The sequence below is a fragment of the Acinetobacter sp. 70_2 genome, from assembly GCF_056736115.1.
The window spans coordinates 1,125,805-1,143,763 of the sequence record NZ_JBWZIP010000015.1; the positions used below are offsets into that span (position 1 = coordinate 1,125,805).

Annotated in this window: 9 protein-coding genes and 1 pseudogene; 5 read left to right on the top strand and 5 right to left on the bottom strand. The window is 39.9% G+C overall.

Going from position 1 to position 17,959, the window contains the following annotated elements; genetic code table 11:
- Window positions 1-8: 8 nt before the first annotated feature.
- A complete protein-coding gene (locus tag AC1PJ9_RS14305; protein ID WP_311087629.1) occupies window positions 9-3,158 on the top strand; it encodes a multidrug efflux RND transporter permease subunit in 3,150 nt (1,049 codons plus the stop codon).
- Window positions 3,159-3,203: 45 nt separating this feature from the next.
- On the opposite strand, the gene AC1PJ9_RS14310 is transcribed toward AC1PJ9_RS14305, so the two are convergent.
- The 5 genes and pseudogenes from AC1PJ9_RS14310 to AC1PJ9_RS14330 form a co-directional block, all read right to left on the bottom strand.
- Window positions 3,204-3,404, bottom strand: coding sequence for a phosphopantetheine-binding protein (locus AC1PJ9_RS14310; RefSeq protein WP_373368118.1), 201 nt, complete (start codon window positions 3,402-3,404; stop codon window positions 3,204-3,206).
- A gap of 18 nt (window positions 3,405-3,422) precedes the next feature.
- Window positions 3,423-4,073 (bottom strand): annotated as a pseudogene (locus tag AC1PJ9_RS14315) (isochorismatase family protein); the annotation flags it as partial.
- Window positions 4,074-4,094: 21 nt separating this feature from the next.
- Window positions 4,095-5,759, bottom strand: coding sequence for a (2,3-dihydroxybenzoyl)adenylate synthase (locus AC1PJ9_RS14320; RefSeq protein WP_311087630.1), 1,665 nt, complete (start codon window positions 5,757-5,759; stop codon window positions 4,095-4,097).
- The gene (locus AC1PJ9_RS14325; RefSeq protein WP_311087631.1) at window positions 5,756-6,994 is read right to left on the bottom strand and encodes an isochorismate synthase; all 1,239 of its coding nucleotides are present in this window, start codon (window positions 6,992-6,994) and stop codon (window positions 5,756-5,758) included. Before AC1PJ9_RS14325 ends, AC1PJ9_RS14320 begins: the two co-directional genes overlap by 4 nt.
- Before the next feature lie 44 nt (window positions 6,995-7,038).
- Window positions 7,039-7,809 carry an SDR family oxidoreductase gene (locus tag AC1PJ9_RS14330; protein WP_174764941.1) on the bottom strand — a complete coding sequence of 257 codons (771 nt, stop codon included), beginning with the start codon at window positions 7,807-7,809 and terminating at the stop codon, window positions 7,039-7,041.
- A 266-nt stretch (window positions 7,810-8,075) separates the two neighbouring features.
- Here AC1PJ9_RS14330 and fes point away from each other — a divergent pair, with 266 nt between their 5' ends.
- From fes to entS, 4 genes are read left to right on the top strand one after another with little or no spacing between them, the layout of a single operon-like run.
- Window positions 8,076-9,275 (top strand): enterochelin esterase, encoded by a 1,200-nt coding sequence (fes, locus tag AC1PJ9_RS14335; RefSeq protein ID WP_311087632.1) that lies wholly within the window; start codon window positions 8,076-8,078, stop codon window positions 9,273-9,275.
- A 29-nt stretch (window positions 9,276-9,304) separates the two neighbouring features.
- Window positions 9,305-9,520, top strand: coding sequence for an MbtH family protein (locus AC1PJ9_RS14340; protein ID WP_005305165.1), 216 nt, complete (start codon window positions 9,305-9,307; stop codon window positions 9,518-9,520).
- 12 nt (window positions 9,521-9,532) lie between these two features.
- On the top strand, window positions 9,533-16,684 hold the full coding sequence (locus AC1PJ9_RS14345; protein ID WP_311087633.1) for a non-ribosomal peptide synthetase: 7,152 nt from the start codon (window positions 9,533-9,535) through the stop codon (window positions 16,682-16,684).
- Window positions 16,681-17,931 (top strand): enterobactin transporter EntS, encoded by a 1,251-nt coding sequence (entS, locus tag AC1PJ9_RS14350; protein WP_151988144.1) that lies wholly within the window; start codon window positions 16,681-16,683, stop codon window positions 17,929-17,931. The genes AC1PJ9_RS14345 and entS overlap by 4 nt, the downstream gene beginning before the upstream one ends.
- Window positions 17,932-17,959: the final 28 nt, after the last annotated feature.

Below are 17,959 nucleotides of genomic sequence, written 5' to 3' on the forward strand. Positions count from 1 at the left end.
ACATAACAATGCTCTCTCGATTTTTTATTTATCACCCCATTTTTGTATCTGTCATTGCCATTACTATTCTTATTTTTGGTTTTTTCTCTATTCGGGCAATGCCGGTTGAACGTTATCCAAACCTTGCTCCCCCAAGCGTTAGAGTGGTTGCTAACTACCGCGGTGCTTCGGCCGAAACAGTTGAAGAAAGCGTAACGCAGATTTTAGAACAACAAATCAAAGGATTGGATAACTTACTTTATTTCACTTCAAATAGTGAATCTTCGGGAACGGGTAGTATTGATATTCACTTTAAAATTGGTACGGATATCGATAAAGCACAATTACAAGTACAAAATCGCATTAACAGTGCATTAAACCGTCTCCCCGAGCAGGTGCAACGGCAAGGGGTAAATATTTGGAAAACCACAGGTGATATGCTGTTAATTGTGGGTCTATACGATGAGACAGGTAAAGCCAGCAATATCGATTTATCAGACTATATGGTTAATCACTTTGAACAACCCCTCTCCCAATTGCAAGGGATTGGTGAAGTTGATGTATTTGGTTCAAGTTATGCCATGCGTATTTGGTTAAATCCAAATCAGCTTAGAAATTATCAACTTATGCCGAGTGATATTGAAAAGGCACTTGAAGACTACAATACCCAAATTGCTGCTGGTTCAATTGGTGCCATGCCTTCGGCTTCTGACCAGAATATTTATGCCAAAGTTACTGCAGGTTCTCGGCTAAAAACAGTCGATGATTTTAAATCGGTTGTCGTTAAAGCGAATGTAGATGGCAGTCTGGTTTATTTAAAAGATATTGCGAGAGTCGAGTTAGGCGCCGAAAATTATGAAAGTATTAATACGCTAAATGGCTACCCTTCTGCTGGTTTAGGCATTTCACTCAGTCCCGATGCGAACGCAATTGAAACCTCTGCTCTAATTAAAGCAAAAATTGAACAGCTCAAGCAGCATCTACCCACTGGATATAAAGTAGTTTATCCGCGGGACAATACACCGTTTATTGAAGAGTCGATTAAACAAGTCATTATTACTTTGCTTGAAGCAGTAGTTTTAGTCGTCATTGTGATGTATCTCTTTTTACAAAATTGGCGCGCTACACTTATTCCCACCATTACTGTACCTATTGTGATTTGCGGCACCTTTGTTGTGTTGTATTTGTCTGGAATGAGCATTAACACCCTTACCCTGTTTGCACTAGTTCTAGCAATTGGTTTATTGGTTGATGACACGATTGTCGTGGTTGAAAACGTTGAACGGCTTATGCATGAGCAACAATTAAGTGTTCGGGATGCATGTTTAGCATCGATGCAAGAAATTACTGGTGCATTGATGGGTATTACCTTGGTACTAACCGCCGTATTTATCCCGATGGCTTTTTTTAGTGGTTCAACGGGCATGATTTACCGCCAGTTTTCAATCACTTTAGCAGCTGCGATGTTGTTATCTTTATTGGTAGCCATGTTTATTACGCCAGCTTTGTGTGCTGTCTTATTAAAAAAACAAACTCAAAAACCTAAATGGGGACAAAAACTTGAGACTTTGCTTGAAAAAGTTAAAGTTGGTTTTAGTTTTTTAGCAACAAATTTAATCAAATTTAAAGCACTTTCATGTCTTGTCGTGTTAGCTTTAGTTGCTGTTTTAATTGTGATTTATCGTAGTTTGCCGACGAGCTTTATTCCAAATGAAGATCAAGGTTTGTTGGCTGTGCCTTATAGTTTGCATAACAGTGCTTCTATGAGCCAAACACAAGAAGTTGGTAAACTGGTCAATAACTATTTCTTTGAACATGAAGCTAAAAATATTAATACCGTACTTGTAGTCAATGGACAAAACTTTTCAGGAAGTGGTCCAAACTTAGGTATGGCGTTTGTTTCCTTAAAACATTGGAATGAACGTAAAGGTGAAGCTAATACTGCAAGTGCTATTCGTGAACGTGCGCAAAATTACTTGCAAAAAAACTTACCAGCTAAAGTTATGGTGGGTATGCCTGCAAGTGTTTCTGGTTTGGGCCAATCTGATGCTCTAGAACTTTGGCTCAGAGATGTAAATGGTCAAGGACGCAATGAACTCATTAAACAATATAAAGCTTTAGAAAAAGAATCTCGCAATTATCCTGCTTTTGAAAATTTAAGTCCGCTTGTAAATGAAAATAAAGCCGAGGTTTTCATTCAGCTCGATCAGAATAAAGCCAAAATATTAGGGATTGATCAACAAGCGATTCGCTCAACCCTATCAACTGCTTGGGGTGGAAACTATGTGGGTGATTTTGTTGAAAGAGGCAAAATTAAACGAATCATTATGCAAGGTGATGCTGAATTTCGCTCTAAACCTGAAGATTTAGCTTATTGGCACGTCCGTAATAATACAGGGGGAATGCTTTCTCTTGCGCATTTTGGTCGAAGCGAATGGATTGGTGGCCCAGAAACCTTAACGCGATTTATGGGACTTGCTGCAATACAACTGGAAGCAAATGTTAGTTCTGGCTTTAGCTCAGGTCAGGCAATGCAACAGTTAAGTGATATGGTGAGTAAACAGTCTGGTGTAGATGTCGCATGGAGTGGTCTCTCGTTACAAGAGCAGCAATCGAGTCAGCAAGCCTTATTCTTATACATTATCTCTATTTTATTTATTTTCTTATGTTTAGCTGCCTTATATGAAAGTTGGAAAGTGCCTCTTATTATTTTGCTTGGGCTTCCGCTAGGAATTACCGGTACTATTGTATTTGCTCAAATTTTTAACTTACCAAACGATGTGTATTTCCAAATCGCGTTACTAACGGGTATTGGTTTGTCTTGTAAAAACGCGATTTTAATTGTGGAGTTCGCAACTAAAGCCATAAAACAAGGTAAAGGCTATGTTACTGCCGCATGTGAGGCTTTAGCTCTACGCTTACGTCCAATTTTAATGACGTCTTTAGCTTTTGGTGCAGGTGTTATTCCCCTTGTCGTTGCTACAGGTGCTAGTGCCGTGAGTCGCCATGAAATTGGTATGAGTGTATTTGGTAGTGTGATTGTTGGAACCGTACTAGTCCCTGTATTTACGGTGTTTTTCTTTGTTTTGGTACATAGTTTACCGACGTTGCAATGGTCGCTTAGACGGGTTTTGTTTAGACGTGTATCTAAATATAGAAAAGATCATTCCTCTTTATAGAACAAAAAAAGCAGATCAATGATCTGCTTTTTTTATTGTTTAAATTTAAGCGACTAGTTTCTCAATCCATACTTCTAAAGTTGGTTGTTCTGCTAAATCTTCAAAGCTCACTTGAGCGCCGTAAGCCTGCCATTTACCCACTAAAGTCATGAGTCGTACCGAATCAAGTCCAAGCATGAGCAGATCATCATTTAACTGAATGTCCGAAGCTGGAATCTGTAGTTGCTCACTTACTGCTTGAACAATCCCTGCTTGGGTTAATGGCGAGACTGCTTGTTCGAGTTCCCAAGCACGAGTCACTTGTTGAGTTGTCATGACTTGAGCGCAACGTGTACTTGCATATTTTAATGCTATGTCGTGTTCTTCTCGGCTAAAGTCAGCGAGTGCATCACCACATAAAAATGGTTGTATGTTGAGCATAAATGCTTCTGCTGCACTCATGAGGCAGCCAATATGGGCATAAACACCACAAATAATAAGTTGATCACGACCTGACTCGCGCATGAGTTGTTCAAGTGGTGAAAACTTAAATGCGCTATAACGCCATTTTGTTAAAACGGTATCATTTTTCTGAGGTGATATTTCCGGCAAAATTTGAGTAATATACGGATCATCTTTTAAACCGGTTCCCCAAAAATCGGTCAATAATTGACGATGTTCAGGCGTCTGATTACCGGGCTGTGCAGTATAAACCACTGGAATATTAAATTTACGTGCGGTTTCAATCAGTTCTTTGGTATTTTTAATGAGCTCTGGAATAGGCGCTTGAGTTTGATCATAAAAGTCTAAAAAATACTGCTGCATGTCATGGACCAATAACACGGCGCGATTGGTATGTAACTGCCAATGGGTTTTATTGGGTGTAAATTCATGGGCTTGAGGCATACTGTAACTGGCAATTTTGGGAATACTCATCAAATTTTTCCTTTTTTATCTTTAAGCAAGAACATTGGTTTTAGTTTCAAGTTGTTGACGTAATCTTTTTTTGTCGATTTTTCCAAAGGCTGTATATGGAAATTGCTCGATAAATTCGACTCGATCGGGAATTTTGTAGGTAGCCAGTCCATAATCTTTAAGATGCTGTCGAACTGACATCGCAAGGCGAATTGGGCTTGGATCATGGTTTTGTGATTGCCATGCAATAAAGGCACAGCTTTTTTCACCCATCATCTCATCAGGCATAGCAACCAGTGCTGCAAGGCGAATTTGTGGATGAGTTAATAACGCTTGTTCGACTTCTTCAGTCGCAATTTTTTCACCAGCACGATTGATTTGTTCTTTTGAACGCCCTTCTACAACAATGCAGCCATCTTCACGAATACGAACTAAGTCGCCTGTACGATAAAAACCATCTGGTGTAAAAGAACGAGCGTTGTGCTCTGGTGCTTGGTAATAGCCGCGAATGGTATAAGGACCACGAGTGAGTAAATGCCCTACTTCTCCAGCTTCTACGGGTTGGTCATGATCATCTAGTACTAAAATTTCATCATCTGGCGAGATTTTTAAACCTTGAGTATGAATAATTTGTTCTTTTGACATATCAAAACGGGTGTAGTTCACCAGCCCTTCAGCCATTCCAAAGACCTGTTGCAAATTAACCTTAAACTCATCAATTAAACGTAAGGCAACAGCATCGGGTAAACGCGCGCCTCCGATTTGTAAACAACGTAGAGTCGATAATATTGAATCTTGATCTTTGGCTGCTTTTTCCATCCACGGTCGAACCAATGCAGGAACTAAACAAGCATCTGTCACACCGTGTTTTTTAATAAGTGGAAATGCAGTTTCAGGGCTTGGATCTGTACCTAAAACCACCGCGCCACCAGCATAAAAAATGCCTAAAGAACCAGCCGAGCTCATTGAAAAGTTATGTGCCGCAGGTAAAACCATCAATAAACGTGAAGTCTGATTGAGTTCGCAAATTTTGGCACTCTCACGTACGCTATAAAGATAATCATCATGAGTACGTGGAATCAGTTTCGGAACACCTGTGCTGCCCCCTGAAAGCTGTAAAAAAGCCACTTGATCTGCTGTAGTTGGCGAGATTGCTTCCGCTAGAATTTCTGTTTCTTTTAATAGGTTTTCGATAGCGATAAAATTACCAGCATCACCAAGTATAAATACATGCTCTAAGCAAGCTGCAGTTTGCTGAAGTTTTGTGGCAAGTTCTCGATAATCAAATTTTTGTGCACCAAAATCTGCACAGAAATAGGCTTTTGCTTGAGTTTGTTTGAAAAAACTACTGAGTTCTGCAAAGCGATGTGCAGGTAAAGACATCACAGGTAAAGCACCAAGCCGAATCAGTGCGAAAAATAGAACATAGAACTGATAGTGATTCGGCATTTGTACAACTGCTTTATCGCCCGCTCTTAGTCCATGTTGATATAAGTGGCTTGTACAGTAATCAACTAAATGATCAAACTCAGCGTAACTAACGGCTTTATCACCATCATATACTGCAATATTTTGCGGGTATTTTTGAGCACTTTCACGCAAGAAATCACTCAAGTTTTGTCCAAGCCAATAACCTTTTTTACGGTAAATCTCAGCAAACTCTGCTGGATATGGCACGGCGCCATCCAGATAAACCTGTGTTGTCATGTGTTTGGTCCTTGTATTGGCAATTGATTGGGTGAAATCTGGAATCCGTCCAGTACAGTACGAAATTTAGCGGCAGTTTCAGCGTGTTCAGCTTGTGGGCGAGAAGCTTCAACAATGCCTGCACCAGCAAATAAACGGGCAATGTTCTGATAAATTCGGGCACAGCGAACAGTCACCGACCATTCACCATTACCTTGTTCATCTGCCCAACCCATAGTTCCTGCAAATAATTCACGGTTAAATGGTTCAAGTTGCTGAATTAGTTCTTTCGCAATTGGACTAGGCTCCCCACAAATTGCAGGTGTTGGGTGCAAGCGTTCAATTAAGTCAAAAACATGTGTATCGGCTTTCTTAAGTTCGCCCGTAACATGTGATGCCAAGTGCCAAAGGCGTTTAGTACGAATGAGGGATGGTTGTTTAGGTACTTTTAACTGCTTACAGAAAGGTGTGAGCTCATCGGCAATCATTTCGATGACGAGTGCATGCTCATGTTGATCTTTTTGTGAAGCAAGTAATGCTCTGGCGTTATTTTGGTCTAGGGTTGGATCGTCATCACGAGCCAATGTACCAGCAACGGGTTTACTCCAGATTCTTGTATTTTGCTTTGCAATTAAGAGTTCGGGGCTTGCACCGACAAACCAACCTTCACTTTGAGGATGCCTCGCGACTGCATAGTTATAGCCTTCGGGATTATGCTTAGCTAAGTTATAAAATAAGTCCGATACAGGAATATTTTGTTCAAATTCAAGTTGTAAAATACGAGCAAGTACGGCTTTATCAAGTTTTTTTGCTTGCATTTGTTGAACTAAATATTCAACCTGCTGTTGGTAATGTTCACCTAAAGGGAAATAATCCGCCTTTTCTAAAGATAAAGAACCAAAATCAATATCAGACTGTGCATAGAGTACTTTCTGATAGATTTTTGCATTTTGCATCAGCATTAAATTGACATCGGCTGCCGAGCAAAATGGTAGTCCACCCATAATCTTGACGTCTTTATAACCGTCATTCATTGCAAGTTCTAATTGAGCTCGTGCTTCATCTAACCAATCTTTTAAAAGGCTATTTTTAGCGACTTGAATATCTCGTAATTTTTGATGACTATTGATGGTGTATTCTGGCGTTGTGAAAATAAAACCTGCATCATTTCCACAATTTAAAATTTCTTGGGCTAATGCAACGCGGCTTTCAGTAAAATTTTCTCGTTGGATAAAATACGGATGCTGTGCCGACATCTCGCAACTCCTTATACAGTTATTTTGTTGTAATGAATGAATGTTTAAACGCCTAAAGTGGCTCCTCCATCAACCACAATTTCTTGCATGGTAATTTGTGCAGCTTGATCAGAAAGTAAAAAGCTGACCGTATTGGCAATATCTTCAGGCTGGGCTAATTTTCTTAAGGGAATGCCTGTACGGTATTGGCTTAAATCTCCATCGATTACCGCAGGCGGAGGTGAATTATCTGTCCAGAGCTGCTGCTGCATTTGAGTTAGCGTAGAGCCTGGTGAAACAATATTAAGCCTTACTTGGTGGGGTGCGATTTCAAGCGCAAGATTACGGCAGTAATGGCTCAGTGCAGCTTTACTCGTTGCATACATGCCAAGTTGTATACGTGGCATACGTGAACTGTTCGAACTAATCGTGACAATACTTCCCTGCTTTTTTTCACAAAAATGCTTCGCAAGTTGTTGACTAATCGCAATGGGTGCCATGACATTTACAGCGAAAAGTGTTTGCCAGTCTTCTGTCTTTGCTTCAAGCATAGAACGCATAATCAATACGCCCGCAGCATTCACTAAACCCGTTACGCTATGTTTGTTTAAAATATCTGTAATGAGCTTCGCTGTTGTTTCTTGATCAGTAATATCTTGCTGAAAGCCATGCCAACGCGATATTTCACTGCTTTCTATCTTTTGTGTGATTTCCCATTGTTCGGGATTTTCCTGTCGGTCGATGCCGATCACTTGATACCCTTGCTGCAATAATTTTTTTGTAATAGCAGCTCCAATACCTCTTGCAGCACCTGTGACTACGATGGTAGAGCTCATGTTTTACTCCAGTTTGACTCGAATAGTAAATTCCGCCACATAATTGCAAATAATTATCATTATTATCAAGTGCGATAAATATCAAACATAAGATTACAATCTAAATCAAGTTATTTATTAACCAAGAATTAGACTTATTTTATTGATTTTTAGTAATTTTAATAAAACATGTCTTTTTTTATTGATTATAATGATAATTGTTTTCATTTACTAATGAGAATCATTTTGTTAACTTGACCGCGCTTTCTCGTCGAGATGGACTCAAAATGAAGCCATTTTCTCATCCCTTACATCCCCTATTTCAACAACTCAATGTTGGGAGTGAGGTCTGGTGGAATACCGTTAAAAAAATAGGTAGTCCGCTAGTTAACCTACAAAAAAATAAAGCGCTCTGTACCTTTGTTTGGCGTGGTCCTGAGCCTAAAGAAAGTATCTTTGTCTATATTGATATTTATTCACAAAGCCCTTCTATCTATCAAAAGTGGAATCGTTTTAGCCATATAGCTGGAACAAATGTGTACTTCTTTGAAATAGAGCTGCCCTTAGCTTGGACTGGTAGTTATGTTGTAGTGACCGCTAGTGAAGAAGCGCCAGAAACAGATTGTGCGGCAACACGCCGCTTATGGTGGCAAACACAGCTTAAACAAAATGCTCAAATTGACTCATTTAATCAATATCAGTTTTATACCGGACATCTGGCCCGATACATCAATCAAATTCAACTCGAAAACACAAAATCTTTCATAGACGATTGCCCAATTACAAAGACATTTAAATGGTCAAGTCGCTTATGCCAACAGGACTATTTGGTCGACATTTTTATTAGTCATCAATCAGCTCAAGAAGTCTTGCCACTCGTTATATTGCTTGATGGCCAAATCTGGAGTCGAGAGCTTTCAATTCTGCCCGAAATTCAACATTTGACTGATTCAAATAAGATTCGTCCAGCAGTTTATGTTTTTGTTCATAGTTTAAATAGTCAACAACGCCAACAAGATTATGGTTGTCATGATGCGTTTAGTCAGGCGTTGGTTGATGAACTCATTGAAATACTCTTAAAAGAATATTCTTTTATTTCTAAAACAGACATTACGTTATGTGGTCAAAGTTTAGGTGGATTATGCACTTTACATAGCGCTTTGCTGTTTCCGACCATTTTTACTTCCCTGATTTTGCAGTCTGGATCTTATTGGTGGTCAGATTTTTCAAACAGTATTTTAGGGCAAAAACATAAAGGTAATCTTTTAGAATTGCTTCAAAACGTATCTCATCAATTATCAAAAACAACTCGAATTTATATCAGTGCCGGCACGTATGAAACCGATATGCGGGACGATGCCCTTCAGCTTTATCAACAATTGCAATCATTCAATCAAGTGAGTTTTCACACTTTTCAGGGCGGACATGATGCCGTGAACTGGCGTACTGACTTGCTTAAGGCATTGCAAAAAACTCTTTCACTATAACCATTTGTTTCATCAAGGATAACAATATCATGAGTAACTTACAGGAAAATTATATCAATCCCTTTGATAACGAAAGTTTGTCTTTTCAAGTTCTAAAAAATCAGCAAGGTGAATTTAGTTTATGGCCTGCTCAACATCAGGTGCCATCGGGGTGGGATATTCAACATGGACCAGATACGCGGGCTTCATGTATTGCATATGTAGAAAAGCACTGGCTTGCAATTAACCCCTTTCAACAAGCGTAAAGGAGTATTGTCATGAATCAGGCATTAAATAATGGATTTACTCCGGACCTTTCTCAACCAGCTCGTTTTGAATTGGCATCTACTCAGCTCGGCATTTTCCTTGCCGATCATTTAAGTTCAATTGAAGATTTATATACCATTGCACATTGTTTGGAACTACCAAAAACTGTCGATATCCCAACGTTTAAAAAAGCAATTCAGATCGGCTTAAATGAAGCCGACACGGTCATTGCTTCGTATTCATCTGACCCATCTCAACCCTTTATTGAACTTAATAACCAAGTTCAGTTTCAAATTGAAGAATTTGATTTTTGTCATTTAACGCCTAAAAAAGCTCAGCAACGTTTATGGGATTGGATGCCATCAGATCGTCAATGTGCTAAATCACTTAAAGCGGGTGAATCTCAACTGTTCCGTCAGGTGTTATTTACGACGCATGATAAAGTGTATTGGTATCAACGTTATCACCACATCATGCTTGATGGTTTTAGCATGATTAACCTAACCAAACGTATTGTTGAACTCTATCAACAATTACAAGAAGAAAAAGACCTTTCGGCTTCTCCGTTTATTGGCATTAATGATGTTATTTCTGAGCGTCAGGCTTATGAAAATAGTCATCAATTTAAAATAGACCAAGCTTTCTGGAAGGCATATTGTGAAGATTTACCTAGTCCAGTTAGTTTAAGTACACATCATTTAGCGGCAAAAACCACAGCGACATTTATTAAGCATCAACTCCGTTTTTCGACAGGAATTTTAGAGCAAATTCAGGCTTTAGCTGCGCAATTTAAATTAGCTTTGAATTACATGATGATGTCATTGTCATTACATTATATTTACAAAATGACCGATAAAGCCGATTTGGTTAACGGTATTCCATTTATGCGCCGTTTAGGTTCAAAAGCGATTCGCTCAACCTTACCGACGGTAAATGTCTTGCCTGTGAAGTTTAAAGTTGCTGAAAAAGACAGTTGGGTAAGCTTGGCTCAACATGTACAAGGGCAATTAAGACAAATTCGTCCACATCAGAAATATGATGCTGAACAAATTTTAAGAGATTTAAATAGTATCGATATTCATGAACGAATGTACGGCCCTATTTTAAACTATAAAGCTTTTGATCAAGATTTGGTGTTAGATGGTGAAAAGGTCAAAACACACCATATTTCTACAGGGCCAATTGATGATTTTGAGTTTTCTTTTATTGTTCAAGACCAAGAACTCATTATCGAACTACGTGCAGATTCGCAGCGTTATACACAAGATGAACTATTTAACCATGGTCAACGCTTAACTTTATTGCTTGAACAAGCTCTAATCCATCCAGAACAGGCATGTAGCAATTTTAATATTACGACACCACAAGAGCTTGCTACGCTGACTCAAAGTGGTATTGGTCCGCGTGTTAGCCATCCTGAACAATATAATAATGTTCTAGATATTTTTTATGAGCAAATTAAAAAGTATCCCGAACGTACCGCAATTGTGAGTGGTGAACATCCAAACCTTCAGCATCTTAGTTTTGCTGAGCTTGCGGTACAAGTAAATCAACTCACTCGTTTTTTACAAGAAAACGGGGCCAAAAAGCAAACTGTGATTGCTGGAGCTATTCCTCGTTCGATTGACTCAGTTGTGGTGATGTTATCTGTACTCAATTCTGGTGCAAGTTTCCTGCCTCTCGATTTAGATTATCCAATCGATCGTATGCAAATGATGTGTGAAGATGCAAATCCATTATTTGTATTAACTACACAAGCTCTTGCACAGCAATTACCACAAAATATTCAACAGTTATATCTTGATCATGAAGATGTTCAAACGCAAATTCGAAAGCAAGATGCGAGTGATATTCCTGCCGAAAATCGTAAATTTGATTTTCAGGATGTTGCTTATGTAATTTTTACCTCAGGAAGTACGGGTCGCCCTAAAGGAGTAATGAACACACATGGTTCTTTACTCAACCTCATTTTGTCGCATAAACCGACCATTTACTGGCCTGTATTAGAAGCTGTAAATCAGCGTTTCCCTGAGCGTCCGTTACGTGCAGCGCATACACACTCTTTCTCATTTGACTCATCTTGGCTACAAGTTTTCTGGATGCTCTGGGGCCAAGAGCTACATATTTTTGATGAAAACATGCGTCGAGATGCATTTGGTTTAGTGCAAGAAATTCAGCAACGACAAATCGATACACTTGATTTACCGCCATCTTTTTGTGCGCAAATGATGACGAATGGTTTATTTGCTGAAAATCAGCATCATCCAAGTCTTATTTTGATTGGTGGTGAAGCTGCACCGTTAGCTTTATGGCAACAGCTCAATGCTCAGCCAGCACTTTTTGCACATAACTTATATGGCCCAACCGAATATACGGTTGATACTTTCCGAGCAGAATTAAAACAGACAGCTCGCCCTGTCATTGGTAACCCTATTGGTAATACACAGGCCTATGTACTAGATCGCCACTTGCAACGATGCCCGACTGGGGTTATTGGTGAGCTTTATATTTCTGGCTATGGTATTGCCAATGGTTATTTAGGTCGCGCTGACTTAAGTGCTGCCCGTTTTGTAGCGAACCCCTTTGAATATGGACAGCGCATGTACCGTACGGGTGATTTAGTCCGCTGGAATAGCGTGGGTAAACTTGAATTTATGGGGCGCTGTGATGACCAGATTAAAATTCGTGGTTATCGAGTTGAGATTGGTGAAGTTGAAAATGCACTTTCGATTTTAGCCAATGTTGAAAGTGCAGTCGTGATTGCAGAACCGATTAATAACAGTCATCGTTTACTCGGTTATTGTGTAGTCAAAGACCTTGAACTTGATGAAAAAATCAGTGAGCAATTAAGTCAGCAATATTTAAGTCAGTTACGTCAAAACTTACCTGAATATATGGTGCCTTCTGCCCTGACTGTTATGTCCGAATTTCCACGAAATGTAAGTGGCAAAGTCGATAAAAAAGCACTGCCAAAGCCTCAAATTCGTAGCCATAGCCGAATGGCCGAAACGTCTGAACAACAGCTTTTATGTCAAATTACTGCATCTGTTCTTAAGCTTGACGCCATTGGGATTGATGATGACTTCTTTATGACAGGTGGCGATAGTATTTCAGCCATTATGCTTTGTACTCAATTGCGCCAACGTGGTTACGGCTTAAGACCAAGTGATGTATTCCAATTTAAAACAGTGGCCGCTATGGCACCGAAACTCACCCGTTTAGATGAACAACAAACGGCCGTTTCAAAACCTTTATTTTCAGCGGACCTAGAACAAAAGGTACAAGAAAAATATGGAAAAAACAGTACGATTTTACCTTTGCTTCCTTTGCAAAAAGGCATGCTGTTCTTATCTCAAGTAGAAAATCAATCGAACTATAATGCCTTTACTCGTCTTAGTTTAAATGGAGACATTGATCCGGTACGTTTACAGCAAGCGTTGATTACCGTATTAAAACGTCACCCTCAATTAGGCGGACATTTTGATAGTGAATTAGCTGAAGAACCTGTTTTTATCTATTCATTACATCCTACTCAAGCTTGGCCAGTTCAGTTTTGCTCAGTTACTCCCGATCTGCTTGAGCAAACCATTCAAGAAGCATTGCAGCAACCGATTCATCTCGACCAACCCTATGGCTTAATTCGGGCAACCTTAATTCAACATGCTCCAGAACAGTCAGAATTATTGATTATGGTGCATCATCTGTTAACAGATGGTTGGTCAACTCCGCTGTTTTTACAAGACTTTATTAAGGCTTATCAGCAAACTAATCAACAATTGCCAGTGCTTGAATATAGTTATGAAACAGTAATTAAAGCTTTATCTGCACGTGACCATGAAACATCAAAAGTAATATGGCAACGTGATTTAGCAGATTTACAGCCACTTATTTTATTTAATCAAGCACAGCAAGCTGTACAGGAAACTTCATATCGTTTAAGTGCTGAGTTGGGCGCGAAACTTCAACACAAATTACGCCAGCAAGGCATCACGCTCAATGTCTTCATGCAAATGATTTGGGCAATGACTTTAAATATTTATGCTCACCGTGAAGATATTGTATTTGGTACCCCTGTTTCTGGGCGTTCAGCGCCTATCAATGGTTTAGAGCAGCAGATTGGATTATTTTTAAATACGATTCCAGTACGTGTAAAGCTCAACATGCAGCAAACACTTTGGGAACAATTGGCTCAGTTACAACAATTACATGTTGAACATTTAGAACATGATGGTTTGGGTCTGGGTGAAATTCAGCAATTAGTCGGACAAGGCAATCTTTTCGATAGTTTGCTAGTCGTAGAAAACTATCCTGATAATCAGTATTTACAGCAAAAACTTGGGGATGCTGCGATTTGCAAACTTACAAATCGCGGTTATAGCCATTATCCGCTTGCTTTGCTGGTTATTCCTGATCATCAAATTGAGCTATTACTCGAACAGCGTGGTGTAATTGATCAACCAGAGCATTTCCTCGAGCGAATGGTTCAATTGATTGAAATTGCATTAAATGAACCAGAGACGTCTCTTGGTCATTATCGCTTACAACTGGCCGAAGAACGCGATTTAATCCAGAAAGTTAATCAAACCCAATATGAAGTTCCTCTAACAACATTACAGCAATTACTCAGAGAACAAGCTCGAATTACGCCTGAACAAACGGCGTTATGTGATGAACATCATCAGCTCAGTTTTAGTGACGTACGTTTTCAAGTTTGTGCTTTAGCTCAGCAATTGCAAAAAATGGGCGTGCAGGCTGGAGACATAGTTGCCGTTGCCCTGTCAAGATCAATCAAACTCAGTATTGCTATTTTAGCGGTGATTGAAGCAGGTGCAGCTTATTTACCTATTGATTTACAACATCCGTCTGAACGCATCAAATTTATGTTGCAGGATGCCAAATCTAAACTTGTGATTGGCGAACAAAAAGATCTAGCTGCTATTGCCCCTCAATCAATAGCTACCTTTGCTTTTAATGAATTGTTTGATGAAACAAAGGTTGATTTAAGCAGTTATAAAACGACAGTGATTACCCCACAGCATCCGGCATATTTAATCTATACATCGGGTACAACAGGCCAGCCAAAAGGTGTTATGGTTTCTCACCAAGCCATTGTGAACCGTATTTTATGGATGCAATCAGAGTATCCACTGTCAGCCAACGATACGATTTTGCAAAAAACGCCATGTACTTTTGATGTTTCGGTATGGGAGTTTTTCTGGTCATATTTAGTGGGCTCACGATTGGTTATGGCACCTGTAGATGCACACCGTGACCCATTGGCATTGTTAAGTTTTATTCAAAAATATCAGGTAACAACATTACATTTTGTACCTTCAATGTTGGCTGTTTTTGAAAATGCTGCTACCGAAATTTTGTCATCTGCTCAGCGTAAAAGTTTACCAATCCGCCGAGTGTTTTGTAGTGGTGAGGCATTACCAACGGCTTTAGCAAAATCATTTACCGAGCACTTTAGCTGTGAGCTACATAACTTATATGGCCCAACGGAAGCTGCGGTAGATGTGAGTTATATGGATGCAACACTGGGATTACATCCTGAAGAAAGTAGCGTCGCAATTGGTTATCCAGTCTGGAATACCCAGCTTTATATTTTAGATCAATACTTACGCCCTGTTCCCGTTGGAGTGGACGGTGAGCTTTATTTAGCAGGTCATCAACTGGCCATGGGTTATTTGCATCGAGCGGACTTAACAGCAACACGTTTTGTGGCAAACCCATTCGCAGCAGGTCAACGCATGTACCGAACTGGTGATATTGCTCAATGGCATACCGACGGCAGTATTCAATATGTGGGCCGTGCTGATGACCAGTTAAAGATACGTGGGCAACGTATTGAATTGGGTGAAATTGAACAGCAATTAGGCTTACTCAGTGGTCTTGATGTGGTTGTACACCCTATTTCTTCTGAACAAAATAAAGCTGATGTTCAGTTGGTTGCTTACTTGCAAACAACTGCACCTGTGGACATCGACAAGTTAAAGAAACAATTGGCGAAACAGCTTCCTGCATATATGGTGCCGACACACTATATGTTGGTCGAACAATTCCCATTAAGTCATAATGGTAAGCTGGACCGTAAAGCGCTGCCACAACCACACCTTACTCCTTCAAATACAGAAAAACAGTACGCCACCACTGCTTTTGAACATGAACTGACACGTATTTTCCAGCAAGTTTTAAACACCGATCAAAATATTGGTGTGAACGAAGATTTCTTTGCCATTGGTGGGCATTCCATTTTGGTGATGAAGCTTGCAATTGAAATCCGAAAAGTATTTAAGCGGACCATTCCAATTGGCCAGTTGATGAGTCATGTCACGATTCAACGTTTAGCGGCTTTACTTCTTACACAAGAACGTTTGGCAGAAGTTGAACAAACTGGCATGCAACCAATTTTACCCATCCGTTCTGGCTCTGGGCATCCATTGTTCTGTTTCTACCCAGGTTCTGGTTCGGCATGGCAATATACGGTGCTGAATCGTTATTTGCATTCTGACTTACCAATTATTGGATTACAGTCACCTCGACCAGATGGCCTATTGGCAAATAGTACTGATATGGACGAATTGGTTGAAAAACAACTTGAGATTATTCGTAGCCAACAACCAACTGGACCTTATACGTTACTAGGTTATTCACTTGGCGGCACTGTGGCCTATGCAGTTGCAGCGAAGTTAACTGAACAAGGTGAAAAAGTTGATTATCTCGGTTTATTAGACACTTACCCTGCTGAAATTCATCAGTGGTTAGATTTGTCGGTAGAGGAAATGAATGCAGAAGCTGAACAAGAGCAGCTTCAATTCTTCAATGATATTCTAGCCGATGCAGATACGGCATTAAGTGAAGAAACCCGCCGTTTACAAGAGGATATTTTTGCGAACTATCGTGATGCCGTCCGTTTATTAAAACCTTATAAAATGCCGTACTTTGATGGTGAACTACACTTAGTTGTCGCTGAAAAAGACTTGCTGCCGTATATCCAACCAGAACAACAATGGTCACCTTTAGTCAAAAAACTTAATATTGTTCGACTAAGCGAAGCAGACCATACCGATATATTGTCTCCACAGCAGCTTGAAACACTTGGTCCGATTTTAAACCGTATGATTTGTCAGGCACGCGGTTTAGAGGAGCACACGCCATGAGCTTCAAATCTATATTGACCGACTTTAGTCTTTTAAAACGTAATGCTCATTTCCGACATGTATTTATTGCCCGCACATTGTCATTGTTAACGATTGGCATGTTGGTCGTGGCTATTCCAAAACAAGTCTATGACATCACTGGTAACTCGCTTAACGTTGCTGTCGCAATGGCTTTTGAAGGCATTGCCATGTTTATTGGCTTGTTACTTGGTGGTTTGCTGTCAGATCGCAAAGACCGAAAATGGCTAATTTTATTGGCTCGTGGTGTGTGTGGTTTAGGCTTTGCAGGCCTCGCCATCAACGCCATGTTTGAGCACCCTTCGCTCTATGCGATTTATTTTTTATCGGCATGGGATGGTTTCTTTGGTGCACTAGGCGTAACCGCAATGATGGCGATTATGCCTGTGATTGTAGGGCGGGAAAATATTGTACAAGCCCGTGCGATCAGTATGGTATCCGTACGTCTTGCAACCGTTATTTCACCAGCAATCGGCGGTATTTTAATTGCTACTAGCAGTGTTGCGACCGTGTATTGGGTCTCAACGGTGGGTACTTTACTTACCGTATTTTTATTGATGGGCTTACCTTCGCTCAAACCGCAACATGCATCAAATGGCGAAAGTCCTCTTCGCCAATTAGCTCAAGGGTTTAAATTTGTTTTTAAAAATAAAGTAGTCGGTAGCACCATTTTAATTGGAACATTACTCAGTTTTAGCAGCGCTATTCGTATTATTTTTCCGCAAATGGCAGATGAAATTTTTCACGGCGGCGCATTTGAACTCGGACTTATGTATTCAGCCGTTCCTTTAGGCTCGACTTTAGGCGCCTTACTAAGTGGATGGACAACAAAGTTACTCAAACCCGGCTTAGTTATGCTCTATACGTGCTTAGGTGTTTTTAGTTGCATGATTATGATTGGACTTTCACCGTGGCTCATCGTGACTTTACCAATTTTATGTGTTTTCGGATATTTGATGTCGATTGCCAACTTGCTTCAATACAGCATTGTGCAAGGACATACACCTGATGAATATCTAGGGCGGATTAACGCAATCTGGCTCGCACAAGATGCGTTAGGCGACTCAATTGCCACTACAACTTTAGGTCTTTTAACGCGTTTTTTACCAATATCAGGAAGTATCCTCTTCTTTGGCATACTAAGCTTTGCAGTAGGATTTATGTTCTTATTCAACTCTCAAGATATGCGTGAAACAGGATTCCAAGATCCTAAATTACAAGAAAATTAAACCATAAATAAAAAAGAAGGCAATTCGT

Excerpts from the sequence above, each read along its gene's own strand:
- AC1PJ9_RS14325 (WP_311087631.1), bottom strand. The coding sequence starts at position 6,994 with ATGTCGGCACAGCATCCGTATTTTATCCAACGAGAAAATTTTACTGAA.
- AC1PJ9_RS14305 (WP_311087629.1), top strand. The coding sequence starts at position 9 with ATGCTCTCTCGATTTTTTATTTATCACCCCATTTTTGTATCTGTCATT.
- entS (WP_151988144.1), top strand. The coding sequence starts at position 16,681 with ATGAGCTTCAAATCTATATTGACCGACTTTAGTCTTTTAAAACGTAAT.
- AC1PJ9_RS14345 (WP_311087633.1), top strand. The coding sequence starts at position 9,533 with ATGAATCAGGCATTAAATAATGGATTTACTCCGGACCTTTCTCAACCA.
- AC1PJ9_RS14330 (WP_174764941.1), bottom strand. The coding sequence starts at position 7,809 with ATGAGCTCTACCATCGTAGTCACAGGTGCTGCAAGAGGTATTGGAGCT.
- AC1PJ9_RS14320 (WP_311087630.1), bottom strand. The coding sequence starts at position 5,759 with ATGACAACACAGGTTTATCTGGATGGCGCCGTGCCATATCCAGCAGAG.
- fes (WP_311087632.1), top strand. The coding sequence starts at position 8,076 with ATGAAGCCATTTTCTCATCCCTTACATCCCCTATTTCAACAACTCAAT.
- AC1PJ9_RS14340 (WP_005305165.1), top strand. The coding sequence starts at position 9,305 with ATGAGTAACTTACAGGAAAATTATATCAATCCCTTTGATAACGAAAGT.